The organism is Variovorax sp. MHTC-1, from assembly GCF_003984645.1.
GTDB lineage: Bacteria > Pseudomonadota > Gammaproteobacteria > Burkholderiales > Burkholderiaceae_C > Variovorax.
Genome location: NZ_RWKI01000001.1, coordinates 539,305 through 565,150 on the forward strand (window position 1 = coordinate 539,305; position 25,846 = coordinate 565,150).

The following is a 25,846-nucleotide window of genomic DNA, read 5'->3' on the forward strand; positions in this document are numbered from 1 at the left end:
ACTGCCGCCCACGATGAAAAAAACAGAGATCGAACCTTTCTTCGCCACCCTGCAGGCAGCCAACCCCGAGCCCGAAACCGAACTCGAATACACGACCCCCTTCGAGCTGCTGGCTGCCGTGCTGCTTTCCGCGCAGGCCACCGATGTCGGCGTGAACAAGGCGACGCGCAAGCTGTTCCCGGTCGCGAACACGCCCCAGGCCATCCTCGATCTGGGCATCGAAGGGCTGGAGAGCTATATCAAGACCATCGGCCTCTATCGCAGCAAGGCCAAGCACTTGATGGAGGCCTGCCGCATGCTGGTCGAACAACATGGCGGAGAGGTTCCGCGCACGCGCGCCGAGCTGGAGGCGCTGCCGGGCGTGGGCCGCAAGACCGCCAACGTCGTGCTCAACGTGGCCTTCGGCGAGCCGACGATGGCGGTGGACACGCACATCTTTCGCGTCGGCAACCGCACCGGCCTGGCGCCGGGGAAGACGCCGCTCGAAGTCGAACTGAAGCTCATGAAGCGCGTGCCGCCCGAGTTCCGGCTGCATGCGCATCACTGGCTGATCCTGCACGGGCGCTATGTCTGCGTGGCGCGCAAGCCGATGTGCTGGAAGTGCGCGGTCGCGCCGTACTGCGATTACAAGCCGAAGACCCCGGCGCCTTGATCAGGGCAGCTCGACGCTCAGGTATTCGCCAAAGGCGATGCTCTGCGCCGGCCACTGATCGGCGCGCTCCGCGCAACGCACGCCCTCGCGCAGCAGCCACACCGCGCGGATCACGCCGGCATGCGTGATCCACAGCGCATCGCGGCCAGCCTCGTGCCACTCGTCGAAGGCCTCGCCGACCCGCTGCATGAAGGCGCGCGTGCTTTCGCCGCTGCCGCCGGCGCGCGCGTCGGCGAAGCTGCCGGTCCAGGCATCGAACTCGGCGCGTTCGATGCTCGACCAACTGCGGCCTTCCCACGAACCGAAGTCCATCTCGGCGATGCGCGCATCGGTGCGCAGCGCGAGCCCGGGCCGACGCGCGGCAATCGCCTGCGCCAATCCGGCGCAGCGCTGCAAGGGAGAGCAGACGATTTCTTCGATGCCTTCGGCGAGCTGCGGCGCAATGCGTTCGGCCAGCGTGCGCATCGCCTCGGCCGGCACCGCCACATCGGTGCGGCCGTAGCACAGGCCGGCCGCTACGTCGGTCTGCGCGTGGCGCACGAGCCCGAGCTTCATGCCTGCCAGGCGAGCGCCAGGTAGATCGCGAGCTCGCAGACCTGCTGCGTCGCGCCGAGCCCGTCGCCGGTGAAGCCCTGCAGCCGGCGTCGCAGCAGCGCCGCCATGTACAGCGCGCCGAGCAGGCACGCGACCAGGCTTGCAACGCCCTGCAGCGGAGGGTGCGTGAGCAACAGCAGCGCAGCGGCCGGCAGTGCGTACAGCGCGCCCACCAGCAAGGCCCCGCCGCCGATCGCATCGGCCAATGGCTTGGCCTTGCTCACGCCCTCGTCGCCGACATAGGGCAGCGAGCGGATCAGCAACAGCGGCGCCAGCCGCGACAGCACATGCGCGCCGAGCAGCGCGGTGGCAGCGCTCATGGCGCCCTGCCCCGCCAACGTGGCGAGCAGCGCGATCTTCAGGCCCAGCGCCAGCACCAGCGCGATCGCACCGAAGGCGCCGATGCGCGAGTCCTTCATGATCTCCAGCGCCCGCGCGCGATCGGACGTGCCGCCGAGGCCATCGGCGATGTCGGCCAGGCCGTCCTCGTGAAAGGCGCCGGTCATCCAAACCGTGGCCGCCGTGGACAGCAGTGCCGCAACGGCAGCGCCTGCCACGCCCGGCAGCCCCGCCTGCGCAAGCAGGAACACGCCCGCGCCCACCGCACCCACCAGCCAGCCCACGCCGGGAAAATGCGCCGCGCTGGCGCGCAGCATCGCCGGACTGAAGCCCACCCACCCTGCCAGCCTTCCGGTGACGGGCACGCGCGTGAAGAACTGCAGCGCCAGCAGGAAGTGGCGCAGACCGTTCATGTGTCGTCCCGCTGCGAAACGCCGGCCGATTCGAAGCTCGCCATCTCGCGCAGGACGCGGCATGCGGATTCGAGCAAGGGCCAGGCGAGCGCGGCACCGGAGCCTTCGCCGAGACGCAGATCCAGGCGCAGCAGCGCTTCGAGGCCGAGCGCGTCGAGCAGCAGGCGATGGCCAGGCTCGGCCGATTCGTGCGCCGCCACGCAGCGCTGAACGACATGCGGCCGAAGCGCCTGCGCCACCAGCACCGCGGTACCGGCGATGAAGCCGTCGACCACGATCACGCGCCGCTCGTGGGCCGCCTGCAGCACGGCGCCGACCAGCGTGGCGATCTCGAAGCCGCCGAAGGCCGCGAGCGCCGTCAGCGGCGTGCCGGCATCGGCGTGCAGCGCGAGCACTTCGCGCAGCAGCCGGCGCTTGCGCGCCAGGCCGTCGGCATCGAGGCCGGTGCCGCTGCCGGTGCAGGCATCGATGTCCAGCCCGGTGAGCCGCGCCAGCAGCAGCGATGCGGCCGAGGTATTGCCGATGCCCATCTCGCCCAGCAGCAGCGCATTGCCAGGCAGCGTCCGCACGAGTTCGATGCCGTTGGCCATGGCCTCATCGCACTGCGCAGCGCTCATGGCCGGACCGGTCGATGCATCTGTGGTGCCCGGCGCGATCTTGCGGATTGCAAGCCCCTCACGCGGCGCGAACTCATGCCGCACCCCGCAATCCACCACGGTCAGCGCCAGCCCATGCTGCCGCGCGAGCACGCTGACGGCCGCGCCGCCGGCCAGGAAGTTCTCGACCATCTGCCAGGTCACGTCGCTCGGATAGGCCGAGACGCCGCGCGCTGCCAGGCCGTGGTCGCCGGCGCAGACCAGCATCTGCGGCGCCAGGAGCGCGGGCGATTCGCTGCCGAGGATCAGGCCCAGCCGCAAGGCCAGCGCCTCGAGCCGGCCCAGGGCGCCGAGCGGCTTGGTCTTGCCGTCGATGCGGCGCTGCAGTTGCGCGGCGAGCGCAACGTCGTCGAGCTTGTCGACGGTGGGGAGTTCAAGCGTCATTCGATCAGGGAGCGCAGCACGCCCGCTTCAAAGTGGGAATCGATGTGGTCGGCCAGCCCGTCGAACACGCTGTCCAGCGTGCGCGCGGTTGCGCCGAAGAGCGCATGCAGCGCGGCCGGGTCTTCGAACAGTCCGTGCAGGTAGAGCCCGAGCACGTTGCCGGCGGCGTTCTGCCAGGCCAGCTCGCCGGGCATGACGGCCATCGCGTGATCGCCGGCGGCGGCCATCGCGGCATGGGGCGCGGTCTGACCATGGTGGATTTCATAGCCGCGCACGGCGACATTGGAGAGCGCGGCCCAGGGGCCGGCCAGTTCGGCGAAGCGGGCCTCGCGCGGCTGCACGGTCTTGTCGGCCGCGAACACGGTGACCAGCGGCAACAGGCCGAGGCCGGGGCCGTTGCCGTCGACGCCGTGCAGATCGATCAGCGCCTCGCCCAGCATCTGCAGCCCGCCGCAGATGCCGAGCACCGCGCCGCCGCCGGCCGCATGCGCAGCCACCGCACGGTCCAGGCCCTGCGCGCGCAGCCAGGCCAGGTCGCCGCTGGTGTTCTTGGAACCGGGCAGCACGATCCAGTCGGCGCCGGCCACGTCGGCGGGGCTGCGCGCCCACTGCAGGCGCACGCCGGCGAGGTTCTTCAGCGGCTGGAATTCGTCGAGGTTGCTGATGCGCGGATAGGCGATGACGGCGATGGTGCGCGTGACCTCTCCTGCCGAGACGCTGCGGTCGTCGAACACGCCATCCTCTTCCGGCAGCCCATGCTCCCACCACATCGGAAGTGTCGCCACCGTCGGTATGCGCGTGAGCTGCTCGAGCTGCTGCGGCGCCGGCGCGAGCAACGATGCATCGCCGCGGAACTTGTTGAGCACGAAGCCCTTGATCAATGCGCGATCGGCCTCCGGCATCAGCGCCCAGGTGCCGTAGAGATGCGCGAAGGCGCCGCCGCGGTCGATGTCGGTCACCAGCAGGCAGCGCGCATCGGCATGCCGGGCCACGCGCAGGTTGACGATGTCGCTCGCCATCAGGTTGATCTCGGCCGGCGAACCGGCGCCCTCGATCACGACCACGTCGTTCCCGGCCCGCAGGTCGTCCAGCGCCTGCGCGATCTGCGGCCAGACACGTTCGCTGCGCCCACGCCAGGGCAGTGCCGTCAGCTCGGTGCTCACGCGGCCCATCAGCACCACCTGGCTCAGCGTATCGCGCTCGGGCTTGAGCAGCAGCGGGTTCATGCGCACATCGGGCTCGGCACCCGCTGCCAATGCCTGGAAATATTGCGCACTGCCGATCTCGCCGCCGCCGACCACGCGCGCGTTATTGCTCATGTTCTGCGCCTTGAACGGCGCCACCTTCAGGCCCTGGCGCGCATACCAGCGGCACAGCGCGGTCGCCAGCCAGCTCTTGCCGGCACCGCTGGTGGTGCCGAGGACCATGACGCAACGGGCTCGGCCGCCTCGCCCCACACTTGTATTCATCTGCGGATTGTCCGCTACGGCCTCAGTCTTTTCGGGCGCTCGCGGAGTCCTTCACGCTTCGGCGCGTTGCTTTGGAACGCGCCTGCATCAAATACCCTCATTGCTTCGTAGCCTCCTCTGATCACAAATGGGGGAGTGGATTGATGCCCGCGATACGCGACATGGCGCTCACGGTGGAGGAGCGCGAGAAAGGAAAATTCTTCTGGGTTCTGATCGAAGCGCTTGACGACGAGGCGGGCGAAGCAATGCTCTACCGCCGCTTCAAGTCGGCCGCTGCGCCGCAAGCGAGCTACTCGAGCGCACTGGCGCTGGGAGCAGCGGCGCTGCGCCGGCTGGCCGACGCGCAGCCGGCGTCCGGGCCGGACGCCGGCGGCTGACTCAGCGGGTTGCGATCTGCGCCGGCGTCTCCGGCGTGGCGGCGCCAACGGCTTGCGGCGTTTCCCAACTGCCGCCCAGAGCGCGCACCAGCCCGACCGTGGCCTGGTATTGCGCCGATCGCACTTGCAGCGCCTGCCGACGGTTCTGCAGTTCCTGGCGGCGCGCATCGAGCAGGTCGAGCTGGCTGACCAGCCCGTTGCGGTAGCGCGAATCCGACAGCGTGGTGGCCCGGCTCGCCGAAGCGACCGCCCTTCCCTGCACGCCCGACTGCTGCTCGAGGATGCGCAGCGAGGACAGTTGGTCCTCCACGTCCTTGAAGGCGCCAAGCACCTGGGCCCGGTAGTTCGCGAGCGCACCGTCGAGCTGCGCATTGGCGCTCTGCACGCCGGCCTCGCGCCGGCCGCCGTCGAAGAGCGGCAGCGCGAGCAGCGCACCGATGCCCCAGGAACGCGCCGACCACTTGAACAGGTGGTCGATGTCGGAGGACGCATAGCCGCCGCCGCCGGTCAGCGAAATGCTCGGAAACCACGCGGTCTGCGCGACCCCGACGCGGGACTGTGCCGCGAACACGGCCTTCTGCGCGGCCGAGATGTCGGGCCGGCGCGTCAGCACCGTGGCCGGCACCCCGGCCGGAATGGTGGGCAAGGCGGTCGACCAGTCCTGCGTCTCCAGCGCGAAGCTCGACGCGGTTTCGCCGGTCAGCACTGCCAGCGCATGTTCGAGCTCGGCACGGCGACGGTCCAGCGTCAGCGCTTCGGACTCGGTGGCCGCGACTTCGGTTTCGACACGCACCACGTCGAGTTCGGCGAGATCGCCGGCTTGGTTGCGGCGCTGCACGAGACGCAGGGTGTCGCGGTAGGCGCCGACGGTTTCGCGCACCAGCGCGCGTTCGGCATCGAGCGCGCGCAGCGAGAGATAGGTCTGGGCCGTTTCGGCCTGGACCAGCAGGCGCGTGCTTTGCAGCAGGCCTTCGCGCGATTCGGCATCGAGCCGCGCGGCATCGCTGGCCCGCGAGAGGCGGCCGAAGAGATCGATCTCGTAGGAGAAATCGACGCCGGCCGTGATCAGCGTGGAGGGCCTGTTGCTCTGGTTGCGGTCCAGGCCGGCCTGCCGGCTGGCGCCCGCACCCAAGCCGACCTGCGGCGCGCGATCGGCATCGGTGCTGCGCAGCACGGCGCGCGCCTCGGCCAGGCGTGCCGCCGCGGACTGGATGCTGGTGTTGTTGGCCGCGGCCCTTTCGACCAGCTTGTCGAGCACCGGGTCCCTGAAGGCGCGCCACCATTCGCCGCGCGGCTGCGACTCGGCCGGCTGCGCGCGCGTCCAGGTGCCCTCGGCCTGCGGCGCGGCCTGCTCCTTGAACTGGGCCGGCGTATTGAAGGCCGGTAGCTCCGCCGGCGCGGTCGCGCAGCCGACCAGGACCAGCGCGGCGACCAGCGGCAGCAACGCGGCGCGCCATGGACGAGAGAGTTTCGAATCGGATTTCATGATCGACTTTCTTTATTCATGCAACTTGAGCGGCGAAGCCGGCGCAGGCTGCAGGCCACCGCCGCCGCCCGCCGCGTGCGGCGCCGCCGCCGGGTGGTCGGCCGAGACGAAGCTGTCATCCAGGTGCGGCACCTCGCCATGCAGCTTGAGCGGCCGGTTGCCCGTCAGGTGGCGCAGCACGACATAGAACACCGGCGTCAGGAACAGGCCGAAGGCCGTCACGCCGATCATTCCGGCGAACACCGCCACGCCCATCGCCGAGCGCATCTCCGAGCCGGCCCCGGTCGCGAGCACCAACGGCAGCACACCCATCACGAAGGCCAGCGAGGTCATCAGGATCGGACGCAGGCGCAGGCGGCTGGCTTCGATCGCGGCCTGGATCGGCGTTCGCCCGGCGAATTCCAGCTCGCGCGCAAACTCCACGATCAGGATCGCGTTCTTCGCACTCAAGCCCACCAACACGATCAGCCCGATCTGCGTGAACACGTTGTTGTCGCCGCCGGAGAGCCACACGCCGGTCATCGCGGCGAGCAGGCCCATCGGCACGATCAGGATGATCGACAGCGGCAGCGTAAGGCTTTCGTACTGCGCCGCAAGCACCAGGAACACCAGCAGGATCGCCAGCGGGAACACCAGCACCGCGGAGTTGCCGGCCAGGATCTCCTGGTAGGTCAGCTCGGTCCATTCGAAGCTGACGCCCTTGGGCAGGGTCTCGGCCGCGATGCGCTCGATCGCATCCTGCGCCTGGCCCGAGGAGAAGCCGGGCGCCGGGCCGCCGTTGATGTCGGCCGAGAGGTAGCCGTTGTAGCGCATCGCGCGCTCGGGCCCGAAGCTGGAGTTCACCTTCATCAGCGCCGACAGCGGCACCATCTCGCCCGAATTCGAGCGCACCTTGAGCAGGCCCACGTCTTCGGCCCGTGCGCGGTACGGCGCATCGGCCTGCACCCGCACCGAGTACGTGCGCCCGAACTTGTTGAAGTCGTTCGCGTACAGGCTGCCGAGATAGATCTGCATGGTGTCGAAGATGTCCGTCACCGGCACGCCGAGCTGGCGCGCCTTGGTGCGGTCGATATCGGCATAGAGCTGCGGCACGTTGACCTGCCAGCTGGTGAACATGCCGGTGAGCTCGGGCGCCTGCCGTGCCTTCGTCATGAAGGCTTTCACCGCCGCGTCCATCTGCTCGTAGCCGACCGAGCCGCGGTCCTCCAGCTGCAGCTTGAAGCCACCCGTGGTGCCCAGGCCCGCCACCGGCGGCGGCGGGAACATCACGATGAAGGCGTCCTGGATGCCGGCGAACTGCTGGTTGAGCTGGCCCGCCACCGCGCCGCCGCTCTGGTCGGCACGCGTGCGTTCGGCAAAGGGCTTGAGCGTCGCGAACACGATGCCCGAGTTCGAGCTGTTGGTGAAGCCGTTGATCGACAGGCCCGGGAACGCGACCGCGTCCTCCACGTTCGGGTTCTTCTTGGTGATCTCGCCCATGCGCTGGATCACCTCTTCCGTGCGGTCTAGCGTGGCGCCGTCGGGCAGTTGCGCGAAACCGATCAGGTACTGCTTGTCCTGCGCCGGCACGAAGCCGCTCGGCACCGCCTTGAAGAGGCCGAAGGTCACGCCGACCAGCGCCAGGTAGATGACCAGCATCAAGGTCTTGCGCGAGATGACGTTCCGCACGCCGCCGCTGTAAGCCTCGGCGCCGCGATGGAAGAACCTGTTGAAGCCGCGGAAGAGCCAGCCGAAGACGCGGTCCATGCCGCGCGTCAGCGCGTCCTTCGGCTCGTCGTGGCCCTTGAGCAGCAGCGCGGCGAGCGCGGGCGAGAGCGTCAGCGAGTTGATCGCCGAGATCACGGTCGAGATCGCGATGGTGACTGCGAACTGGCGGTAGAACTGGCCGGTCAACCCGCTGATGAAGGCGAGCGGCACGAACACTGCCACCAGCACCAGCGCAATCGCGATGATCGGCCCGGACACTTCGCGCATGGCCCGATACGTCGCCTCGCGCGGCGTCAACCCGGCCTCGATGTTGCGTTCCACGTTCTCGACCACCACGATCGCATCGTCCACCACGATACCGATCGCCAGCACCAGCCCGAAGAGCGACAGCGCGTTGATCGAGAAGCCCAGCACATGCAGCACCGCGAAGGTACCGATCACCGACACCGGAACGGCGAGCAGCGGAATGATCGAAGCGCGCCAGGTCTGCAGGAACAGGATCACCACCAGCACCACCAGCGCGATGGCTTCGAGCAGCGTGTGCACCACCGATTCGATGGAGGCGCGCACGAACTGCGTCGGGTCGTAGGCGATGCGGTACTCCACGCCCTCGGGCATGTTCTTTTTAATGTCTTCCATCGTCTCGCGGACGTTGGCCGAGATGTCGAGCGCGTTGGAGTTGGGCGCCTGGAAGACGCCGATGCCGACCGCCGCGTCGTTGTTGAGCAGCGAGCGCAGCGAATAGTCGGCCGAGCCGAGCTCGATCCGGCCGATGTCGCGCAGCCGCGTGACCTGGCCGTCGGCACCGCTCTTGACGATGATGTCGCCGAACTCCTCTTCGCTCTGCAGCCGGCCCTGGGCGTTGATGGACAGCTGCATGTCCACGCCCGGCAGGCCCGGTGAAGCGCCGACCACGCCGGCCGCCGCCTGGATGTTCTGGCCGCGGATCGCCGCCACCACGTCGCTGGCCGACAGGCCGCGCTGCGCGACCTTCTGCGGGTCGAGCCAGACGCGCATCGAATAGTCGCCGCCGCCGAAGATCTGCACCTGGCCGACACCCTCGATGCGCGCCAGCCGGTCCTTGACGTTGAGTACCGCGTAGTTGCGCAGGTAGGTCATGTCGTAGCGGTCGTTGGGCGACACGAGGTGCACCACCATCGTGAGGTCGGGCGCGCTCTTGACCGTGGTCACGCCGAGGCGGCGCACTTCCTCCGGCAGCCGCGGCTCGGCCTGCGCGACGCGGTTCTGCACCAGCTGCTGCGCCTTGTCGGGGTCGGTGCCGAGCTTGAAGGTGACGGTCAGCGTCATCACGCCGTCGGTGGTCGCCTGGCTGCCCATGTAGAGCATGCCCTCGACGCCATTGATCTGCTCCTCGATCGGCGTTGCCACCGTCTCTGCGATCACCTTGGGATTGGCGCCCGGGTACTGGGCGCGCACCACCACCGACGGCGGTGCGACCTCGGGGTACTCGGAGATCGGCAGCCCGCGCAGCGCGATCAGGCCGGCGATCAGGATCAGGAGCGACAGCACCCCCGCGAAGATCGGCCGGTCGATGAAGAACTTGGATAGATTCATGATGTTTCTCTAGAGAGCGGGCGCCCTGCTCAGGACTTCGCGGCAGCCGCCACGCGCTGCTGCGGCACCTCGGACTTGGCGTCCATCGTGACCGGCTGCGGCACCACCAGCGCGCCGGGACGCACGTGCTGCAGGCCGTTGACCACGATGCGTTCGCCCGCCTTCAGGCCCTTGGTCACGACGCGCAGGCCGTTGACCGATGCGCCCAGCGTGACTTCGCGGTACACGGTTTTGTTGTCGCCGTCGACGACCATCACGAACTTCTTGTTCTGGTCGGTGCCGACGGCGCGTTCGTTGATCAGGACCGCGCTCTCGCTGCGGGCCTGGCCCATGCGGATGCGGGCGAACTGGCCGGGGATCAGCGCACCGTCCTTGTTGTCGAAGGCGGCGCGCACGCGCACCGTGCCGCTATTGGCATCGACCTGGTTGTCGATCAGCTGCAGCTTGCCTTCGTACGGCGTGCCTTCGACGCCGGCGGTGCCCATCTGGACCGGAATGCCTTCGAGCTTGGCTTGGGCGCTGGCGCCGCTGGGCAAATCCTTCAGCGCCTTGACGACGACCTGCTCGTCGGCGTCGAAGCTCGCGTAGATCGGGCTCACCGAGACCAGCGTGGTGAGCACCGGCGCGCCGGGTCCGGCCGCGACCAGGTTGCCCACCGTCACTTCGATCTTGCCGATGCGCCCGGCCACCGGCGCGCGCACCTGGGTGTAGCCCAGGTTCAGGCGCGCGCTCTGCAGCGAAGCCTGCGCCGCGCGCAGGTTGGCTTCGGCCTCGCGGCCGGCATTGACGCGCTCGTCGAGCTCGCGCTGGGCGATGGCCTTCTCTTCCCACAGGCGGCGTGCGCGTTCCTGCTCGCTGCGCGTGAAGGACACCCGCGCCTGGGCCGAGGCCACCTGCGCTTCGGCGCGGTCCACTTCGGCCGCATAGGGCGCGGGATCGATCGTGATCAGCAGTTCGCCCCGCTTGACCAGCGAGCCTTCGCGGAAATGGACCGCCTGCACGGCGCCGGCCACGCGGGAACGCACGTCGACGCGTTCGACCGCTTCGAGCCGGCCCGAGAACTCGTCCCAGGTGTTGACGTCGGTCGCGGCCACCGTGGCCACCGACACCGGCGTGGCGCGCGGGGCATCGGCCGCGGGCGCATTGTTGGCCTCGGCCTTGAAGCTCGGCAAGCCGAGCACGAGTGCCGCGCAGGCGATCGCGACCGCTGCGGTGATGCCGGTCACGGCGGGCCAGAGGCGGCGGCGGTTCTGGTTAGACAGCTTGCTTTGCATGATGAACGTCCTTTTTTGGATGACTTTGGAAATGCAACCGCCCGGCCGGCGCTTGGGCGCAGGCAAGACGAATCCGTTGCCGCCGACAGAAGCCGGCGGATCGAGAAGGTTTGAAAAAAGGGTTACCGGCGTGGCCGGCTGGGCCTAGGCCGGGGGAGGCACCGGCGGCACCGTGGCAGCAAAAAATGCGCGCATGTGCTCACCGACTGTCTCCGGACACGCGCAATCGCCATAGGCGGGGTCGTACAACTCGTCCGGACACTTCGCGGCCGAGGGCAGTACGCCCCGGGTCACCGCAATGCCCGCATCCTGCAGCCGCTGCGCGAAGCGCAGGGCCTCGTCGCGCATCGCATCGTCCTCGCCGACCAGCACCAGCGTAGGCGCCAGTTCGGCCAGCCTGAGCGATGCGCCAGGCACCGCATAGGGGTGCGTCGCGTTCATCGGCCGGCTCAGGTATTCCTGCCAGCCGGTCGCCCAGCGGCACCTGGCGTCGTCGCCGGTCGCCTTGCGCAGCGACTGCGTGCCGGCGCAGGGATCGAGCATCGGCGACAGCAGGATCTGGCCCGCCAGCGGCGGATGCGCGCGGTCGCGTGCCATCAATGCCACCGCGGCCGCCACGTTGCCGCCGGCCTCCTCGCCGGCTAGATAGATGCGGGCGGCCTTGCCGGCCAGCTTGACGCGCTGCTTGTAGAGCCACTCCAGCGCTGCGAAGCCGACTTCGATGGGTTCGGGAAAAGGTGCCAGCGGATAGGCGAGCGAGACCACCACCGCGCCGGCGCTCGCCAGCAGTCGGGCCACGTTGCGGCCGAAATCCAGATCGCCGCTGATGAAAGTGCCGCCATGGAAGTGCAGCACCAGCGGCACCGCCGTACCCTTGGCCCGTTGGCCGTAGAGGCGCGCTTCGACCGCCTCGCGGCCGGGCAGCGGGATGCTGATGTCGATTTCGGCGCCTTGCACAACGGCTCCCGCCGGGGCCTTGGCGGCTTCAGCAGAACGCGGAGTGGGACGGGATGACATGAGCGGCCTCGGTGTGTGGACGATGGTTGAATATTACGGCCCGGATTGGCTGCTTCAACAAGCTCGCTGCCCCTACTCTGTTTCCAATCGGCTAACAATCAGCTAAGAAGCGACATGTGAGAATCCGCACCCCGGTGGAATCACCGGGTTTTCCCCAGGAGCAGCATCCATGGACCAGATCCAGGCCATGCGGATCTTTGTCCGCGTCGTAGAAGCCGGCACCTTCACCCGAGCGGCAGATTCGCTCGGCCTGCCCAAGGGCACGGTCACCAAGCAGATCCAGGCGCTGGAATCGCGCCTGCACGTGAAACTGCTCAACCGCACCACGCGCCGGGTGACGGTCACGCCGGACGGCGCGGCGTACTTCGAGCGCACCGCGCGCCTCTTGAACGACTTCGACGAGATCGAGGCCAGCATGACCAATGCGCAGGCCAACCCGACCGGGCGACTGCGCATCGACGTCGGCACCTCGACGGCGCGGATGATCATCCTGCCGGCGCTGGCGAGCTTCTGCGACCGCTATCCCGACATCCAGGTCGACCTGGGCGTGAGCGACCGCCCGGTCGACCTGATCAGCGACAACGTGGACTGCGTGATCCGGGCCGGCGACCTGACCGACCAGTCCCTGGTGGCACGGCGCATCGGCACGCTGGAGTTCGTGACCGTGGCCTCGCCGGCCTACCTGAAGCGCTACGGCGTGCCCCAGCATCCTGCCGACATCGAGAAGCGCCATCATCTCGTGAGCTTCTTCGCCGGCGGCACGCGCCGCGTCTACCCGCACGAGTTCCACAAGGGCGACGAGCACATCGAAATGGCGGGGCCCTACCGGGTCTCGGTCAACGAAAGCAACGCCCACCTGGCGGCGGTGCTCGGCGGCTTCGGCATCTCGCAGTGCATCACTTTCATGACGGAATCCCACCTGGCCAACGGCGAGCTGATCGAGATCCTGCCGGACTGGACGCGGCCGCCGCTGCCGGTGCACGTGGTCTATCCGCCGAACCGCCACCTGAGCGCCAAGGTGCGGGTCTTCGTCGACTGGGCGGCGGAGCTGTTCCAGAAGAATCCGAAGCTGCAGCGGCGCTGAGGCCTCAGGGCCGCGCCGCCGGCCAGGCGCGTTGCAGCGCCGCCTGGCTGGCCGGCGACAGCACGCCGAGCCGGACATGGTGCGGCAAGCCGAAGGAGGCGGTGTCGCGCAGCCGGATGCCCGCATCGCGCAGCGCAGCGGCACGCGGCGCATAGGGGACATCCGGCCGCGCACAGAAATAGTTGGCGAGGCTGGGCAGGCAGATCCAGCCGAGCTCTGCGCACAAAAGCTCCTGCTGGCGTTTCCATGCGCGCAAGGTGTGCAGGCTGTGCCGGAGCCAGTCCTGCGCTGCTGCCCCGGTCCAGGCTTCGAGCAGCGCGACGCCGTGCGCGCCCAGCGGCCAGGACGGCGCAAGGCGGCCCAGGCGCAGCACCATCTCGCCCGCAGCGCGCGGGGCGACCGCGTAGGCCGCGCGGACGCCGGCGAGGCCCAGCGCCTTGTTGGGCGTCCACAGTTGCCAAACCCGATCCCTCGGCGCAAGGTTCAGTTGCAGGCGACCGTCGAGCCGGAGGGGCTCGTAGGCCAGGTCGAGCACGCAGGTGGATCGCGCCGCCAGCGCATCCACCTGCAGCTGCAAGCCCTCGTGCACCTGACCGAGCGGACTGGATGGATCGCAGCACCAGATGAGGTCGGCTTCGTTCGGCGGAACGTATTCGAAGCCCCACGCGCCGGCGGCCCGCTGGTAGTCGCCATAGCTGTGCGGCGGCATCCAGACGCCGCGCCCGCCCTGCTGCGCGACCGCCGCAGTGATGCGTGCGATGAATTCGCTCGCGCTCGCGGCGATCACGATGCGCTCGGCATCGACACCATGGAAGCGGGCCAGCGTCTCGCAAAGCGCGGTGTAGCGAGAGTCTGGATAGCGGCTCGCGTCTGCCTGCTGCAGCGCGGCCAGCGCCGCCGGGCACGGGCCGCAGCCATTGGCATTGGTGGAGAAGTCGTGCGGCGCGGCGCCGCGGGCATCCGGGCCGCCGTGCAGGGCTTCGTCGAGGAAAGTCATCCGGCCAGTCCCAGGATCGATGCCGATGCGGCAAGGGCCGACAGCGCGACGACCCTGGTCGCCAACGATGCGGCGCGCTGCGTGTCCGCCGCTCCGGCCGTGCGTCCCGCTTCGTTCAAGGTGTAGACGCCGGGCTTGGCGAGCCGTACCCCGAGGCAGAGCGCCATCGCGGCCATGGGCCAACCGCTGTTGGGGGATGGGGTATGGCGGGCTTCGCGGGCGATGGCGGGCAGAGCCCTCACCCCGGCCCTCTCCCGCTTGCGGGAGAGGGAGCAAGACAGGGGCAACAGGAGCGCCGTCAGGCGCGCGGGCAGCCAGGACAGCACATCGTCGGCGCGCGCAGCCCACTTGCCGGCCCATTCCCAGACGCGACCGTCGCGCACGCCGCGATAGCCCCACATCGCATCTGCCGTGTTGGCGAAGCGATAGAGCGCGGCCCCGGGCAGGCCGAAGAGCACGAACCAGAACACCGGCGCCACCACCGAGTCGTTGAGGTTCTCGGCCAGCGATTCGATCGCGCTCTCGCGCACCTCGGCTTCGTTCAGCGCATGCACATCGCGGCTGACCAGATGCGCCAGGCGACCGCGGCCGGCGTCGAGCGAGCCGGCCAGCGCCGCTTCGACGGCCAGGACTTCGTCGCGCAGCATGCGCCAGGCGAAGAGCGGCTTGAGCGCCAGGCCCAACAGCAGCGCCTCGGCCCAGCCTGGCAGGCAGGCCGCGGCAACCACCACCGCCCAAGCGGCGAGCAGCGCCACCGCCGCGCCACCGCACCATGCGATCGCACCCGCGGCAAAGTGTGCGAGATCACGCGCGCCTGCCGCTTTGGCCAGTGGTGCGATGCGCCGACCTGCCCAGCCGAGGTAGCGGCCCATCCAGACCACGGGGTGCCAGCGCGCGGGCGGCTCGCCGAGCCATTCATCCATCGCCAGAGCGAGCCAGAGTGCGGCGGCGGTAATCAGGGCCGGAGCGCCCCCACCCCACCCCTCGCCCAGCGGGGGAGGGAGCCAGAGGCTTGGCATCTCAATCCGCGGCGAGCCCGGCGAGGCCCGTTCGGGTAACACCGCGAAATCGGCCTAGGCCTGTCCTGAGTTCGCCGACGGGCCGGGCCGCTGGCGTTGCCCCCTCGAGGGGGGAGGAGGCTACACGCAGCGAGCAAGCAACGGGGGAGGTCGTCATTTCAGTCCTCGATGCCGCGCTGGGCGGGGATGCCGGCCTTGAACGCATGCTTGACCAGCTGCATCTCGGTCACCGTATCGGCCAGTTCGACGATCTCCGGCGGGCAGCGGCGTCCGGTCAGCACCACATGGACCTCGCGCGGCCGCGTGCGCAGCGTTTCCAGCACGCCTTCCAGCGGCAGCCAGCCGTAGATCAGCGGATAGGTGATCTCGTCGAGTACCACCAGAAAATGATCGCCCGAGAGAATCGCCGCCCTCGCGCGCTCCCAGCCCTCGCGCGCGAGCTGTGCCGAGCGTTCGAGGTCCTGGCTCTTCCAGCTGAAGCCGTCGCCCAGCCCTTCGATCGGGATGCCGATCTGCTCGAACATCCGGTGCTCGCCGAAACGCGCGCTCGGCACCTTCATGAACTGGAAGATCTTCACGGCCTTGCCGCGGCCATGCGCGCGCAGCGCGAGGCCGAAGGCCGCGGTGCTCTTGCCCTTGCCGTCGCCGGTATTGACGATCACCAAGCCGCGGCGTTCGCCTTCAGGCTTCTCGTAGGGCTTGTCGGTGGGTGGGGTTTCGATCTGCATGGGAGTTCTCGGTTGAAGTGTTCAGTGCGGGACGGCCAGCCACTGGTTGGCCACGCGGTGCACGGTGACGCGGCAGTCGAAAACCGCTTCGAGCGCCTGGTGCGTGGCGCTATCGTCGCAGCGGCCATGGTGGAGCACGCGGCCCTTTGCCATGACCACCATCGCATCGGCCGCCAGCGCGGCATTGAGTTCGTGCAGCACGCTGACCACGGTCTTGCCTTCGGCCACCAGCGCACGGGCGCTCGCCATCCAGTCGGCCTGGTGCGGCGGATCGAGGTTGGCGAGCGGTTCGTCCATCAGCAGCAGCTCGGCCTCGACGGCCAGCGCGCGCGCCAGCAGCACGCGCTGGCGTTCGCCGCCGGACAACTGGCCGAGCGGCCGCCCGCCCCACTCCCAGGCCTGGGTGCTGCGCAGCGCGCGCTCGACCGCAGCGCGATCGGCATCGCTGGGTGCGGCGAGCCAGCGCTGGTGCGGCAGGCGCCCGAGCATGGCGACGTCGTAGACCACCAGGTCGTCGGCAGAGCCTTCGCCCGCGCCGCCCTGGCCGAGCCACGACAGCCGCCGCGCGCGCGCACGGCCGGAAATGGCATCGAGCGGCTGCCCGAACAGGCGCACCTCGCCGCGATACGGCAGCAGGCCCGCCAGCACCTTGAGCAAGGTGGACTTGCCCGCGCCATTGGGGCCGACGATGCTGGTCCAGCGGCCGGCCGCGAGCGCGAGGTCGATGCCGTGCAACACCTCGGTGCGGGCCAGCGATGCGCTGACCTGTCTCGCCTCGAGCGCGATGCCGCGCGCGACCACCCGCTCCATCAGAAGCCTCCCCGCGCGCTGCGGCGATGCATGAGCCACAGCAGGTAGCTTCCGCCGAGCACGGCGGTCAGCACGCCGACCGGCAGCTCCTGCGGCGCGATCAGCCAGCGCGCCAGCAGGTCGGCGGCCATCAGCAGCAGCCCACCCATCGCGGTCGACAGCACGATCAGGCGCGCATGCGTGGTCTTCACGGCCGAACGCACCAGGTGCGGCGCCGCCAGCCCGACGAACGCGATGAGCCCGGTCTGCGCCACCGCGGTGCCGGTGGCCAGTGCGAGCACCGCCACCAGCGCAGCACGCATCGCGCCCAGCGGCAGGCCCAGGCTGCTGGCCGTGGCCTCCCCCAGCGCCAGCCCGTCGAGCACCGGCGCGAGCGCCCAGGCCCCGAGCACGCAGACCAGGCCGAGCGCGCCCATCACGCCGCAGGCGCTCCAGCCGACCAGGCCCGTGCTGCCGAGCATGAAACCCTGGATCGCCTGCAGGATCTCGGCCGAGGCGATGGTGATCAGGTCCTTGGCGGCGCCGAGCACCACGCCGACGATCACGCCGGCCAGCAGCAGCCTGAGCGTCTGCTGCACGCCGCGCGCCAGCACCAGCGTCAGCAGCACGCCCAGCACGGCGCCGAGAAAAGCCGCGCCGGTCAGCCCCAGGCGCACCACCCACAGCGTGCTGGCCGCCGAAACGCCGAACAGCGACAGCGCCACCGCCATGCCGAGCGAGGCACCCGAAGCGCTGCCGAGCAGATAGGGGTCGGCCAGGGGATTGCGGAACAGGCCCTGCGCCACCGCGCCCGCCAGGCCGAGCAGCGCGCCGGCGAGCCAGGCGCCCAGCGTGCGCGGCAGGCGGATGTCCCGCACGATCTGCAGCGCGACCGGATCACGGTGCGCCGCGAACACGCTCTCGAAGCCGGTGCTGCCGATGCCCGCGCCGAGCACGATCAGCGCCGCGCTCAGCACCATCAGCGCGATGCCGAGCGAGAGGGCACGTCGATGCTCGCTCTTCACGCCTTGTCCTGCAGGCACTTCGCCATCAGCTGCGCGGCCTCGCCCATGCGCGGGCCGGGGCGCACCAGCACGTCCGACTCTGCGGCCTTGAAGCGGCAGATGCGGCCCTCGCGCACAGCGCGGATGGAAGCCCAGCCCGGCCGCTGCTCGAGCCCCTGCGCGCTGCGCTCTCCGACCATGATGAGGTCCGGGTCGGCGCGCACCACGTATTCGGGGTTGAGCTTGGGAAAGGGACCGAGCGAGGCCGGCACGATGTTTTGCACGCCGAGCCGCGTCAGCGTCTCGCCGATGAACGAGACTTCGCCCGCCGCAAAAGGCGCGCTGTTGACCTCGAAGTACACGCGCCTGTTCCTCGCGTGCGCCGGCAGCGACTCTGCCGCCGCGGACACGCTGGCATCGATGGCGCGCCACACGCGCTGCGCATCGCCGATGCCCAGCACCTGGCCAAGCGCATCGAGCACGCGCCGCACATCGGCATGGCTCTTCGGTTCGAGCACGATCACCTTGAGTCCCAGCGCCTCGAGCCGCTCGGTGACGCGCGAGGACTTGGCCAGCAACACCACGTCTGGCTTGAGCGCCATGATGGCCTCGACGTTCGGATCGATGCCGCCGCCGAGCTGCGGCAGTGCACGCACAGCGTCGGGCCAGTTGGAATAGCGGTCGACGCCGACGAGCCGCTCGCAGGCGCCAAGCGCGCAGACCGATTCGGTCAGCGAGGGCAGCAGGCTCACGATGCGCTGCGGCGGTCGGGGCAGGTCCACGCGCACGCCGCGTTCGTCGGTCACGACCGCCGCATGCGCCGCGACCGTCAATGCGGCCGCGGCCAGCGCGAGCGACCACCTGCAAAGCAGATTCATTCGGGTTCTTTCAAGCTGAGCGGCAGGCCCGCGGCCATCAGCGTGACGCGCTCGCAGGCCGCCGCCACCTCCTGGTTGAGGCGGCCCAGCGCATCGACGAAGGCGCGCACCTCGCGGCCCATCGGGATCACGCCGAGGCCGATCTCGTTGGCAACCAGCACCACCGGCCCGCGCGCTTCACGCAGGGCGCGCAGCAGCGAAGCCTGCACCATCTCCAGCGAAGGGGTGCTTCCGTGAGGCGCGGCCTCGACCGGCATCAGCAGGTTGGCGAGCCACAGCGTGAGGCAATCGACCACCACCAGCGTGTGCGGCGCGCTCATCCTCGCCAAAGCGGGGCCGAGGGCGATCGGCTCCTCCACGGTGGCGAGGCCCGGCACGCGCTGCGCGCGGTCCTCGCGATGCCGTGCGATGCGCTCGCGCATCTCGTCGTCATGCGGCATCGCGGTCGCGATCAGCACCGCGTGGTGGCCGAGCGAGCGCTCCAACCACGCGGCCGCGCGCCCTTCGGCGCGGCGCGACTTGCCGCTGCGCTGACCGCCGAGGATCAGTTCGCGGCGTGCGAAGTTCATTTCGGCTGCCACCGCACGGTCAGGTAGGCAGCGCGTCCGCGCTGGTTGTAGCCATAGGCCGTTTCATACGTCACGTCGTTGAGGTTCGTGATGCGTCCCTGCACCGACCAGTCCTTCGCCACCTGGTATTCGACGTAGAGATCGACCGTCGTGTAGTTGCCGAGTCTGCGCGTATTGGCCGTGTCGTCAAAGCGGCGGCCGACGTGCAGCGCCGAGCCGCCGAACTTCCACGGCCCGACCGCGTAGTCGATGCCCAGGGAAACGGTGTTCTTCGCCCGGCGCGGCAACTGCTTGCCGCTGACCTCGTTGCGCGGGTCCAGCGAATCCAGGTTCGCGTGGAGGCCCCAGGGTCCGAACTGGCCGTCGTAGCCCAGCGTCCAGCCTTCGATGCGCGCGCGCGGCACGTTCTCGGCCCGGGTGGTGTTGGTGATGAAGCCGCGGATCCGGTTGTCGTAGCGCACCAGCTTGACGCTCTGGCCATCTTGGCTCCAGGTGATGCCGACGTCGGTGTTCCTGCCCTCTTCCGGCTGCAGCTCGGGATTGCCGAAGTTGGGGAAGTAGAGCTGGTTGAACGAGGGCGCGACGAAGCTGGTGCCGTGCGACACGTGGGCGCGCCAGTTCGGCGTGATGCGATAGCCGTAGCCGGCGAACCAGGTGTTGCTGTCGCCGAACTGCGAGTTGCGGTCGTGTCGTGCATCGACCTGCCAGCTATGGGCGCCGGCGCTGCCGTTGAGGCCGACGAAGGCCGAGTCGATGTCGCGCTTGGTCACCGTGTACGCGGTGTCGCTGTTCACCTCCTGCACGCGGCGTTCCAGCCCGGCGACCACGGTGCCGATCGGCGTCGCGATGTCGTTCTGCCACAGGTACTGGTCCTGCGTGGTTTCGAACAGGCCCGGCAGCGTTGCGGCGATGATGGAGCGCGAGTAGTCGCGGCTCTGTGCGTAGCGCAGCTGCGTCGACCAGTTCTGCGTCAGCTTGCCGCGCGCGCCGATGTACGCGGTCTGGGTGCGCACGATGCCGCGCGAATCGAATTCGAGGCCGTCGTCGAAATGGTTCACGCCTTCGGCGTACAGCAGACCGCTGTCGATCTTCCAGTCGGAATTGAGCTGCCAGCCGATCGATGCGTTCAGGGCGCTCTGCATGAAGGGATCGCGGTCGGGGTTGAAGTTGCCGAAGGGCGCCTTGCGGTTGGTCGCGGAGAAGCCCTTGTCGATCGTGCGTGCGACGTCGAGCGAATAGCTCACATCCCCGGTGGCGCCCAGGAAGCCCGCGCCGAGCTGCTTGTAGCCCTCGCTGCCGATCGTGGTCGACACCCGCGGGCTGAACGAATCCTCGCCCGGCTTGGCCCTGCGCGTGAAGATCTGCACCACGCCGCCCACGCCGTCGCTGCCGTAGAGCGCCGAGGCCGGCCCCTTGATCACTTCGATCCGGTCGATCATCTCGATTGGAATGTTCTCCCACGCCGGCGTCCCGAGCGTGCCGGAGCCGTAGCGCACGCCGTCGATCAGCAGGATCGTGTGCCGCGCCTCGGTGCCGCGGATGAAAACGCTGCTCGCCTTGCCCGCGCCGCCGTTGGCCGTCATCTGGACGCCGGCGACGCGCGCCAGCAGCTCGGGCAAGGTGCGGCCGGCCTGTCGCTCGATCTGCGCGCGTTCGATGACGACGGTGTCCGACACCAGTTCGTCGACGCGCGTGGGCGTGCGGGTTGCGGTCACCACCGTCTCGGTGAGTGTCGGCGCGGCGGCTTGCGCGAAGGCGAGCGCGGGCATGCCCAGCAGGGCGGCGATCGACAGGGAAACGGCACTGGGCCGCGGAAGCGGACGCGACGAAGCACGCCCGGCGGCGCGTGCGGAAGAAACGCAGGTTGTCATCATGGGAAACACAAGAGATCAAAGTCCGCCACCGGCTTCCCCGCCGGTGCTTGGACGTCATGACCGCCTCATGCTTCACGCATGCGGCGGCCGCCTCGTTGGCCGGTATCCGGGCTGGCAGCGCGCCCTCGTCGCCTTCCCAGGCACCTGTTTCAGGGCGCCCAGTGGCTTGTTGACGGGGGTGGCACCGAAGGGGTGCCGTCTGCTTGACCGTTGCGGGGGCAGCGCAGGCTGGCTCGGCCCCGTGAGGCTTCGACTCCTGCTTCCCGTTGAACTGCGCCGCGTGAACCGCGGCGCGAGCACCAACGCGCGGATTCTAAGCTCGCCCCCAGGCTGCGCGCACTTCGTGTCGCGCGCGCCTTCCCCCTCGCCGAGGGCAACACCAGCGGCCCGGCAGAGCCGGTTCCGCGGTGTTTCCCGAATAGCCTCGCACATCCCCCCATCGCTGCGCGCAGTCGGCCGCGCGTAGCGCGCCGGTTGGTGAGCCGCCGCGGAACCGGCTTTGCCGGGCCGCTGGCGGCGCCCCCTGCAAGGGGGGTTGGCGGCCACACGAAGTGGGCAAGCCTGGGGGTGTACTTAGAATGCCCCCCATGCTTGCACCGAGCCGTATTGAACAGATCGCCGAGCGCGTCGAACGTTTGCTTGTGCGCCACGAAGAAGTGCAGCGCACCAATGCGTTGCTGCTGGAGCAGGTGAACGCGCTCGCGCGCGAACGCGATGCGCTCAAGTCGCGGCTGGCCGCGGCGCGTACGCGGCTCGATGCGCTGCTCGAACAGCTGCCGGCAGAACCCTCTCAAGACGCTCCCTCCTCCTAATGAAACAAGTCGAAGTCCAGATCATGGGCCAGAGCTATCTGCTCGGCTGCCCCGAAGGCGGCGAGCCGCAGCTGCGCGAAGCCGTCGAGCGCGTCGATGCCGCGATGTGCAAGATCCGCGATGCGGGCAAGGTGAAGGCGCGCGACCGCATCGCGGTGCTGGCGTCGCTGAACCTCGCCTTCGACCTGGCCCAGCGCGAAGCGACGATCGCAGCGCCTGCAGCGCCGGCGGCCGCCCCTGCGGCGGGTTCGGATGCCGCGGCCGACGATGCCCGCGCCGTGCAGCTGATCCAGCGCCTCGACCAAGCCCTCGCCGGCGACGACCATTTGCTGTAGGACCAAGGCTCACCCCCAGGCTTGCCCACTTCGTGTGGCCGCCAACCCCCTCACCGGGGGCAACACCAGCGGCCCGGCAGAGCTGGTTCCGCGGTGTTCCTGGAACAAGCCTCGTTGCATACCTCGCGGTGGCGTACGACCATGAAGAACTATGGGAGCGACGCTCGCGGTGTGGGCGTAAAATCCACCTCGTCTGCGGTGCGTGTCGGGCTTAATATTTCCTTGTTCCAATGCTCTACGGAGCAGGGCTTGGTATATCGCTTGGCGGGTGTGATCATCTCGCGTCAGATGAACCCGAAGCCTTGCTGCCCTCGCCCACCTGAACCCTGGTTCAGGATGCGAGTCCGGCCTCACTCGCAGACACCTTTTTCGCACGGCCACGGCCCCGTTTTCGGGGCCGTGGCTTTTTTCAGAGACTTCTTTCGATGACGATCGCCCCCCTGCTGGTCGCCGAACTCGCCGTGCTCGGCGTCGGCACCGGTTTTCTCGCCGGCCTGCTCGGCATCGGCGGCGGCATGCTGATGGTGCCCTTCATCACGATCATCCTGGGCCATCGCGGCGTACCGTCCGACCTGGCGGTGAAGATGGCGATCGCGACCTCGATGTCGACCATCATGTTCACGTCCATCTCGAGCGTGATCGCGCACCACCGGCGCGGCGCCGTGCGCTGGGACATCGTGAAAAGGCTGTCGCCCGGCATCGTGATCGGCAGCCTGGTCGGCAGCCTCGGCGTGTTCGCCCTGCTCAAGGGCTCGGCGCTCGCCATCCTCTTCGCGCTCTTCGTCGGCTTCTCGGCAACGCAGATGTTCCTCAACCGCAAGCCCAAGCCGACGCGCCAGATGCCGGGCACCGCGGGCCAGCTCGCGGGCGGTGGCGCGATCGGCTTCCTGTCGGGCCTGGTCGGCGCCGGCGGCGGCTTCATCAGCGTGCCCTTCATGACCTGGTGCAATGTGGCGATCCACAACGCGGTCGCCACCAGCGCCGCCCTGGGCTTTCCGATTGCAGTGGCCAACGTGCTCGGCTACGTGGCCAGCGGCCTATCGGTGCAGGACCTGCCGGCGGGCTCGATCGGCTACATCTGGCTGCCGGCGCTGGCCGTGATCGCGGTCTGCAGCTTCATCACCGCCCCCCTCGGCGCCAAGGCCGCGCACAGCCTGCCGGTATCGAAACTCAAGCGCGTGTTCGCGAGCATTCTCTATGTGCTGGCGGCCTACATGCTGTGGAAGGGCCTGCGCGGCTGAGCACAAGGCCCCTGCATCCGGTGGGCTTCTCTGTGCACATGCGGCACCTCGCCGTATAACCTTGCCATGCGGCGCTTTCGCCGCAGGTCGCAAGAAAACGAGGCAGTGCATGAAGATCCTGATCGCCGTCGACGGCAGTCTCCACACGCAGAAGGCGCTCGACTACCTGGCCGCACACCGCGCCATGTTCGTCGACGGCCATGAGCTGATCGTGGTGCACGTATGCACCGGCCTGCCCGGCCATGCGGTCCGTCACCTCAGCAAGGATGTAGTGGACGACTACTACACGGAAGAAAACGCCAAGGTGCTGGAGCCGGTCAAGGCCTTCTTCGCCAGGCACGAGATCGGCAACTTCCGCACCGAACCGCGCCACGGCCACGCCGCCGAAGAAATCCTGAAGGCCGCGACGGCGGGCGGTGCCGAGCTGATCGTGATGGGCACCCACGGCCACGGCATCTTCGGCCGCGCGCTCATGGGCTCGGTGGCGACCAAGGTCGTTTCGGAGACGGACATCTCGGTGCTGCTGGTGCAATAGGCATGTTCCCGCGCGGCGGCGCGGCCGCGCTCGAAGGCGCAAACTTACGCCGGAAGCAGCTCGCGTGCGACAGCACCGACCCGCGCCCGGCGCTACCATCCGCCGCATGTCCATCCAGCTCAATCACACGATCGTACGGGCCCGCGATCCACGGGCATCAGCGGTGTTCCTGGCGGAGATCCTCGGCCGCGGTGAGCCTGTTCCGTTCGGTCCGTTCCAGGGCGTCGAGGTCGACAACGGCGTCACCCTCGACTACATGCAGGTCGAGGGCGACATCCCGTGGCAGCACCTGGCCTTCCTCGTGAGCGAGGCCGAATTCGACGACATCTTCGGCCGCATCCGCGAGCGCGGCCTGCCCTACTGGGCCGATCCGGGCCACCGCCGTCCCGGCGAGATCAATCACGGGGACGGCGGCCGCGGCGTCTACTGGAACGATCCCGACGGCCACAACCTCGAGATCCTCACGCGGCCCTACGGCAGCGGCAGCTAGACGAACAAGCCCTTGTGCTGCTCGCGCAGCAGCGCCTTCTGCACCTTGCCCATCGCATTGCGCGGCAGTTCGGAGACGACGAAGCAGCGCTTGGGAATCTTGAAGTTGGCGAGCTTCTTCTTCAGCGCGCCGATGATCGCGTCGCCGTCGAGCGCCGCGCCGGGCTTGGGCGTGACGATGGCGATGCCGACTTCGCCGAAGTCCGGATGCGGCACGCCCACGAGCGCGCTCTCCGCCACGCCGGCCATTTCGTTGATGTAGCCCTCGATCTCGGCCGGGTAGACGTTGTAGCCGCCGCTGATGATCAGGTCCTTGCTGCGGCCGACGATGGTGACGTAGCCGAGCCCGTCGATCTTGCCGACGTCGCCGGTCTTGAAATAGCCGTCGGCAGTGAACTCTTCCTTGGTCTTCTCGGGCATGCGCCAGTAGCCGGCAAACACGTTGGGGCCGGCCACCTCGATGTGGCCGATCTCGTCCGTCGGACAGGGCTGGCCCGCGTCGTCGCGCACGCGCAGCTGCACGCCGGGCAGCGGAAAACCCACCGTCCCGCCGCGCCGCTGGCCCTGCACCGTGCTGTAGGGATTGGAGCTGAGCATGACGGTCTCGCTCATGCCGTAGCGCTCGAGAATGGTGTGGCCGGTTCGCTCGCGCCAGGCTTCGAAGGTCTCGAGGAGCAGCGGCGCCGAGCCCGCAATGAAGAGGCGCATGCCGTTGCAGGCCTCGCGCGTCAGCCCAGGCTCGGCCAGCATGCGCACGTAGAGCGTGGGCACGCCCATGAACACGGTCGCTTCGGGCAGCCGGGCCACCACGCGCTTCGGATCGAACTTGTTGAGCCAGATCATCTTGCTGCCGCTGATCAGCGCGCCGTGGATGGCGACGAAGAGGCCGTGCACGTGGAAGATCGGCAGCGCATGGATCAGCACATCGCCGTCGCCCTTCGCGCCGGCGTGCCAGCCCCAGTAGTCCTTCAGCACCTCGGCGTTGGATCGCAGGTTGCGGTGCGTGAGCATCGCGCCCTTGCTGCGGCCGGTGGTGCCGCTGGTGTAGAGGATGGCGGCGAGATCGTCGTCCTTCTTCTGGGCGACGGTGTGGCGGTCGCTGCACTGTGCCGCGACCTGGAGCAGCGTGCCGCTGCGATCGTCGTCGAGCGTGAACACATGGCGGGTACCGGCCGCGGTCGCGATCGGCGCCACCCACGAAGCGTTCGCGCTGCTGCAGACCACCACCGCCGGCTCGGCATTGCCGATGAAGTACTCGATCTCGGCGCCGCGGTAGGCGGTGTTGAGCGGCAGGAACACGTAGCCCGCGCGCAATGTCGCGAGGTAGAGCAGCATGGCCTCGACCGACTTCTCGACCTGGACCGCGATGCGGGCGCCCTTGTCGAGCTTCAGCGCCTCGAGCAGGTTCGCGATCATCGCGCTCGCGCGCTCCAGGTCGCGCCAGGAATAGAACAGGCCGTCGTCGGTCTCGACCGCGATGGCATCGAGATCAGCGGGGAAGGCCGCACGCAGCGCGGCATAGAGATTGGCGTTGGTCGTGTCGGTCATG

General features: G+C 69.0%; 25 protein-coding genes and 1 riboswitch. Of the genes, 8 read left to right on the forward strand and 17 right to left on the reverse strand.

Annotation, left to right across the window (positions count from 1 at the left end):
• Window positions 1-13 precede the first annotated feature (13 nt).
• Entirely contained in the window at window positions 14-652 is a 639-nt protein-coding gene (nth, locus tag EJI01_RS02550) for an endonuclease III (protein WP_126835521.1), read from the forward strand.
• Here nth and EJI01_RS02555 read toward each other — a convergent pair whose 3' ends face one another.
• Genes EJI01_RS02555 through EJI01_RS02570 form a run of 4 tightly spaced genes read right to left on the reverse strand, consistent with a single transcriptional unit; the run spans window position 653 to window position 4,507 of the window.
• Window positions 653-1,207: a histidine phosphatase family protein gene (locus EJI01_RS02555; protein ID WP_126835522.1), complete on the reverse strand. Its 555-nt coding sequence runs from the start codon at window positions 1,205-1,207 to the stop codon at window positions 653-655.
• Window positions 1,204-1,998 (reverse strand): adenosylcobinamide-GDP ribazoletransferase, encoded by a 795-nt coding sequence (gene cobS, locus EJI01_RS02560; RefSeq protein WP_126835523.1) that lies wholly within the window; start codon window positions 1,996-1,998, stop codon window positions 1,204-1,206. The genes EJI01_RS02555 and cobS overlap by 4 nt, the downstream gene beginning before the upstream one ends.
• Window positions 1,995-3,038: a nicotinate-nucleotide--dimethylbenzimidazole phosphoribosyltransferase gene (gene cobT / locus EJI01_RS02565; protein WP_126835524.1), complete on the reverse strand. Its 1,044-nt coding sequence runs from the start codon at window positions 3,036-3,038 to the stop codon at window positions 1,995-1,997. Before cobT ends, cobS begins: the two co-directional genes overlap by 4 nt.
• On the reverse strand, window positions 3,035-4,507 hold the full coding sequence (locus EJI01_RS02570; RefSeq protein WP_260602277.1) for a cobyric acid synthase: 1,473 nt from the start codon (window positions 4,505-4,507) through the stop codon (window positions 3,035-3,037). Before EJI01_RS02570 ends, cobT begins: the two co-directional genes overlap by 4 nt.
• Window positions 4,508-4,650: 143 nt before the next feature.
• Here EJI01_RS02570 and EJI01_RS02575 point away from each other — a divergent pair, with 143 nt between their 5' ends.
• Window positions 4,651-4,884 carry a hypothetical protein gene (locus tag EJI01_RS02575; protein ID WP_126835526.1) on the forward strand — a complete coding sequence of 78 codons (234 nt, stop codon included), beginning with the start codon at window positions 4,651-4,653 and terminating at the stop codon, window positions 4,882-4,884.
• A 1-nt stretch (window position 4,885) separates the two neighbouring features.
• On the opposite strand, the gene EJI01_RS02580 is transcribed toward EJI01_RS02575, so the two are convergent.
• From EJI01_RS02580 to EJI01_RS02595, 4 genes are all read right to left on the reverse strand, one after another.
• Entirely contained in the window at window positions 4,886-6,370 is a 1,485-nt protein-coding gene (locus EJI01_RS02580) for an efflux transporter outer membrane subunit (protein WP_126835527.1), read from the reverse strand.
• A gap of 12 nt (window positions 6,371-6,382) precedes the next feature.
• Entirely contained in the window at window positions 6,383-9,652 is a 3,270-nt protein-coding gene (locus EJI01_RS02585; RefSeq protein WP_126835528.1) for an efflux RND transporter permease subunit, read from the reverse strand.
• Between the two features lie 29 nt (window positions 9,653-9,681).
• Window positions 9,682-10,926, reverse strand: coding sequence for an efflux RND transporter periplasmic adaptor subunit (locus EJI01_RS02590; protein ID WP_126835529.1), 1,245 nt, complete (start codon window positions 10,924-10,926; stop codon window positions 9,682-9,684).
• Between the two features lie 144 nt (window positions 10,927-11,070).
• Complete coding sequence (locus EJI01_RS02595; RefSeq protein WP_126835530.1) at window positions 11,071-11,943, reverse strand: alpha/beta hydrolase fold domain-containing protein; 873 nt, start codon at window positions 11,941-11,943, stop codon at window positions 11,071-11,073.
• Window positions 11,944-12,112: 169 nt separating this feature from the next.
• Here EJI01_RS02595 and EJI01_RS02600 point away from each other — a divergent pair, with 169 nt between their 5' ends.
• Complete coding sequence (locus EJI01_RS02600; protein ID WP_126835531.1) at window positions 12,113-13,027, forward strand: LysR family transcriptional regulator; 915 nt, start codon at window positions 12,113-12,115, stop codon at window positions 13,025-13,027.
• A gap of 4 nt (window positions 13,028-13,031) precedes the next feature.
• Here EJI01_RS02600 and EJI01_RS02605 read toward each other — a convergent pair whose 3' ends face one another.
• The 8 genes from EJI01_RS02605 to EJI01_RS02640 form a co-directional block, all read right to left on the reverse strand.
• The gene (locus EJI01_RS02605; RefSeq protein ID WP_126835532.1) at window positions 13,032-14,024 is read right to left on the reverse strand and encodes an aminotransferase class I/II-fold pyridoxal phosphate-dependent enzyme; all 993 of its coding nucleotides are present in this window, start codon (window positions 14,022-14,024) and stop codon (window positions 13,032-13,034) included.
• Window positions 14,021-15,043: an adenosylcobinamide-phosphate synthase CbiB gene (gene cbiB / locus EJI01_RS02610; protein ID WP_126835533.1), complete on the reverse strand. Its 1,023-nt coding sequence runs from the start codon at window positions 15,041-15,043 to the stop codon at window positions 14,021-14,023. Before cbiB ends, EJI01_RS02605 begins: the two co-directional genes overlap by 4 nt.
• A gap of 158 nt (window positions 15,044-15,201) precedes the next feature.
• On the reverse strand, window positions 15,202-15,771 hold the full coding sequence (gene cobO, locus EJI01_RS02615) for a cob(I)yrinic acid a,c-diamide adenosyltransferase (protein ID WP_126835534.1): 570 nt from the start codon (window positions 15,769-15,771) through the stop codon (window positions 15,202-15,204).
• 21 nt (window positions 15,772-15,792) lie between these two features.
• On the reverse strand, window positions 15,793-16,581 hold the full coding sequence (locus tag EJI01_RS02620) for an ABC transporter ATP-binding protein (RefSeq protein WP_126835535.1): 789 nt from the start codon (window positions 16,579-16,581) through the stop codon (window positions 15,793-15,795).
• Window positions 16,581-17,540 (reverse strand): FecCD family ABC transporter permease, encoded by a 960-nt coding sequence (locus EJI01_RS02625; RefSeq protein WP_126835690.1) that lies wholly within the window; start codon window positions 17,538-17,540, stop codon window positions 16,581-16,583. Before EJI01_RS02625 ends, EJI01_RS02620 begins: the two co-directional genes overlap by 1 nt.
• Window positions 17,541-17,581: 41 nt before the next feature.
• Window positions 17,582-18,442, reverse strand: coding sequence for an ABC transporter substrate-binding protein (locus EJI01_RS02630; RefSeq protein ID WP_126835536.1), 861 nt, complete (start codon window positions 18,440-18,442; stop codon window positions 17,582-17,584).
• Window positions 18,439-19,011 carry a bifunctional adenosylcobinamide kinase/adenosylcobinamide-phosphate guanylyltransferase gene (gene cobU, locus EJI01_RS02635; protein WP_126835537.1) on the reverse strand — a complete coding sequence of 191 codons (573 nt, stop codon included), beginning with the start codon at window positions 19,009-19,011 and terminating at the stop codon, window positions 18,439-18,441. The genes EJI01_RS02630 and cobU overlap by 4 nt, the downstream gene beginning before the upstream one ends.
• On the reverse strand, window positions 19,008-20,885 hold the full coding sequence (locus EJI01_RS02640; protein WP_312846017.1) for a TonB-dependent receptor domain-containing protein: 1,878 nt from the start codon (window positions 20,883-20,885) through the stop codon (window positions 19,008-19,010). Before EJI01_RS02640 ends, cobU begins: the two co-directional genes overlap by 4 nt.
• Window positions 20,886-20,964: 79 nt before the next feature.
• Window positions 20,965-21,204, reverse strand: a riboswitch (cobalamin riboswitch).
• A gap of 268 nt (window positions 21,205-21,472) precedes the next feature.
• Here EJI01_RS02640 and EJI01_RS02645 point away from each other — a divergent pair.
• The 5 genes from EJI01_RS02645 to EJI01_RS02665 all read left to right on the forward strand — a co-directional run bounded on the left by EJI01_RS02645 (window position 21,473) and on the right by EJI01_RS02665 (window position 24,298).
• On the forward strand, window positions 21,473-21,697 hold the full coding sequence (locus EJI01_RS02645) for a DUF904 domain-containing protein (protein WP_126835538.1): 225 nt from the start codon (window positions 21,473-21,475) through the stop codon (window positions 21,695-21,697).
• Entirely contained in the window at window positions 21,697-22,032 is a 336-nt protein-coding gene (locus EJI01_RS02650; RefSeq protein WP_126835539.1) for a cell division protein ZapA, read from the forward strand. The genes EJI01_RS02645 and EJI01_RS02650 overlap by 1 nt, the downstream gene beginning before the upstream one ends.
• Window positions 22,033-22,457: 425 nt before the next feature.
• Entirely contained in the window at window positions 22,458-23,273 is an 816-nt protein-coding gene (locus EJI01_RS02655; protein ID WP_126835540.1) for a sulfite exporter TauE/SafE family protein, read from the forward strand.
• A 109-nt stretch (window positions 23,274-23,382) separates the two neighbouring features.
• A complete protein-coding gene (locus EJI01_RS02660) occupies window positions 23,383-23,808 on the forward strand; it encodes a universal stress protein (RefSeq protein ID WP_126835541.1) in 426 nt (141 codons plus the stop codon).
• Window positions 23,809-23,914: 106 nt separating this feature from the next.
• Window positions 23,915-24,298, forward strand: a complete 384-nt coding sequence (locus tag EJI01_RS02665) for a VOC family protein (protein ID WP_126835542.1) — start codon at window positions 23,915-23,917, stop codon at window positions 24,296-24,298.
• Here the strand turns inward: EJI01_RS02665 and EJI01_RS02670 are convergent.
• Complete coding sequence (locus EJI01_RS02670) at window positions 24,295-25,845, reverse strand: malonate--CoA ligase (protein WP_126835543.1); 1,551 nt, start codon at window positions 25,843-25,845, stop codon at window positions 24,295-24,297. The genes EJI01_RS02665 and EJI01_RS02670 overlap by 4 nt on opposite strands.
• Window position 25,846: the final 1 nt, after the last annotated feature.

Coding starts and splice junctions, on each gene's coding strand:
- nth (WP_126835521.1), top strand. CDS start 14: ATGAAAAAAACAGAGATCGAACCTTTCTTCGCCACCCTGCAGGCAGCC.
- EJI01_RS02555 (WP_126835522.1), bottom strand. CDS start 1,207: ATGAAGCTCGGGCTCGTGCGCCACGCGCAGACCGACGTAGCGGCCGGC.
- cobS (WP_126835523.1), bottom strand. CDS start 1,998: ATGAACGGTCTGCGCCACTTCCTGCTGGCGCTGCAGTTCTTCACGCGC.
- cobT (WP_126835524.1), bottom strand. CDS start 3,038: ATGACGCTTGAACTCCCCACCGTCGACAAGCTCGACGACGTTGCGCTC.
- EJI01_RS02570 (WP_260602277.1), bottom strand. CDS start 4,507: ATGAATACAAGTGTGGGGCGAGGCGGCCGAGCCCGTTGCGTCATGGTC.
- EJI01_RS02575 (WP_126835526.1), top strand. CDS start 4,651: ATGCCCGCGATACGCGACATGGCGCTCACGGTGGAGGAGCGCGAGAAA.
- EJI01_RS02580 (WP_126835527.1), bottom strand. CDS start 6,370: ATGAAATCCGATTCGAAACTCTCTCGTCCATGGCGCGCCGCGTTGCTG.
- EJI01_RS02585 (WP_126835528.1), bottom strand. CDS start 9,652: ATGAATCTATCCAAGTTCTTCATCGACCGGCCGATCTTCGCGGGGGTG.
- EJI01_RS02590 (WP_126835529.1), bottom strand. CDS start 10,926: ATGCAAAGCAAGCTGTCTAACCAGAACCGCCGCCGCCTCTGGCCCGCC.
- EJI01_RS02595 (WP_126835530.1), bottom strand. CDS start 11,943: ATGTCATCCCGTCCCACTCCGCGTTCTGCTGAAGCCGCCAAGGCCCCG.
- EJI01_RS02600 (WP_126835531.1), top strand. CDS start 12,113: ATGGACCAGATCCAGGCCATGCGGATCTTTGTCCGCGTCGTAGAAGCC.
- EJI01_RS02605 (WP_126835532.1), bottom strand. CDS start 14,024: ATGACTTTCCTCGACGAAGCCCTGCACGGCGGCCCGGATGCCCGCGGC.
- cbiB (WP_126835533.1), bottom strand. CDS start 15,043: ATGCCAAGCCTCTGGCTCCCTCCCCCGCTGGGCGAGGGGTGGGGTGGG.
- cobO (WP_126835534.1), bottom strand. CDS start 15,771: ATGCAGATCGAAACCCCACCCACCGACAAGCCCTACGAGAAGCCTGAA.
- EJI01_RS02620 (WP_126835535.1), bottom strand. CDS start 16,581: ATGGAGCGGGTGGTCGCGCGCGGCATCGCGCTCGAGGCGAGACAGGTC.
- EJI01_RS02625 (WP_126835690.1), bottom strand. CDS start 17,540: ATGGTGCTGAGCGCGGCGCTGATCGTGCTCGGCGCGGGCATCGGCAGC.
- EJI01_RS02630 (WP_126835536.1), bottom strand. CDS start 18,442: ATGAATCTGCTTTGCAGGTGGTCGCTCGCGCTGGCCGCGGCCGCATTG.
- cobU (WP_126835537.1), bottom strand. CDS start 19,011: ATGAACTTCGCACGCCGCGAACTGATCCTCGGCGGTCAGCGCAGCGGC.
- EJI01_RS02640 (WP_312846017.1), bottom strand. CDS start 20,885: ATGATGACAACCTGCGTTTCTTCCGCACGCGCCGCCGGGCGTGCTTCG.
- EJI01_RS02645 (WP_126835538.1), top strand. CDS start 21,473: ATGCTTGCACCGAGCCGTATTGAACAGATCGCCGAGCGCGTCGAACGT.
- EJI01_RS02650 (WP_126835539.1), top strand. CDS start 21,697: ATGAAACAAGTCGAAGTCCAGATCATGGGCCAGAGCTATCTGCTCGGC.
- EJI01_RS02655 (WP_126835540.1), top strand. CDS start 22,458: ATGACGATCGCCCCCCTGCTGGTCGCCGAACTCGCCGTGCTCGGCGTC.
- EJI01_RS02660 (WP_126835541.1), top strand. CDS start 23,383: ATGAAGATCCTGATCGCCGTCGACGGCAGTCTCCACACGCAGAAGGCG.
- EJI01_RS02665 (WP_126835542.1), top strand. CDS start 23,915: ATGTCCATCCAGCTCAATCACACGATCGTACGGGCCCGCGATCCACGG.
- EJI01_RS02670 (WP_126835543.1), bottom strand. CDS start 25,845: ATGACCGACACGACCAACGCCAATCTCTATGCCGCGCTGCGTGCGGCC.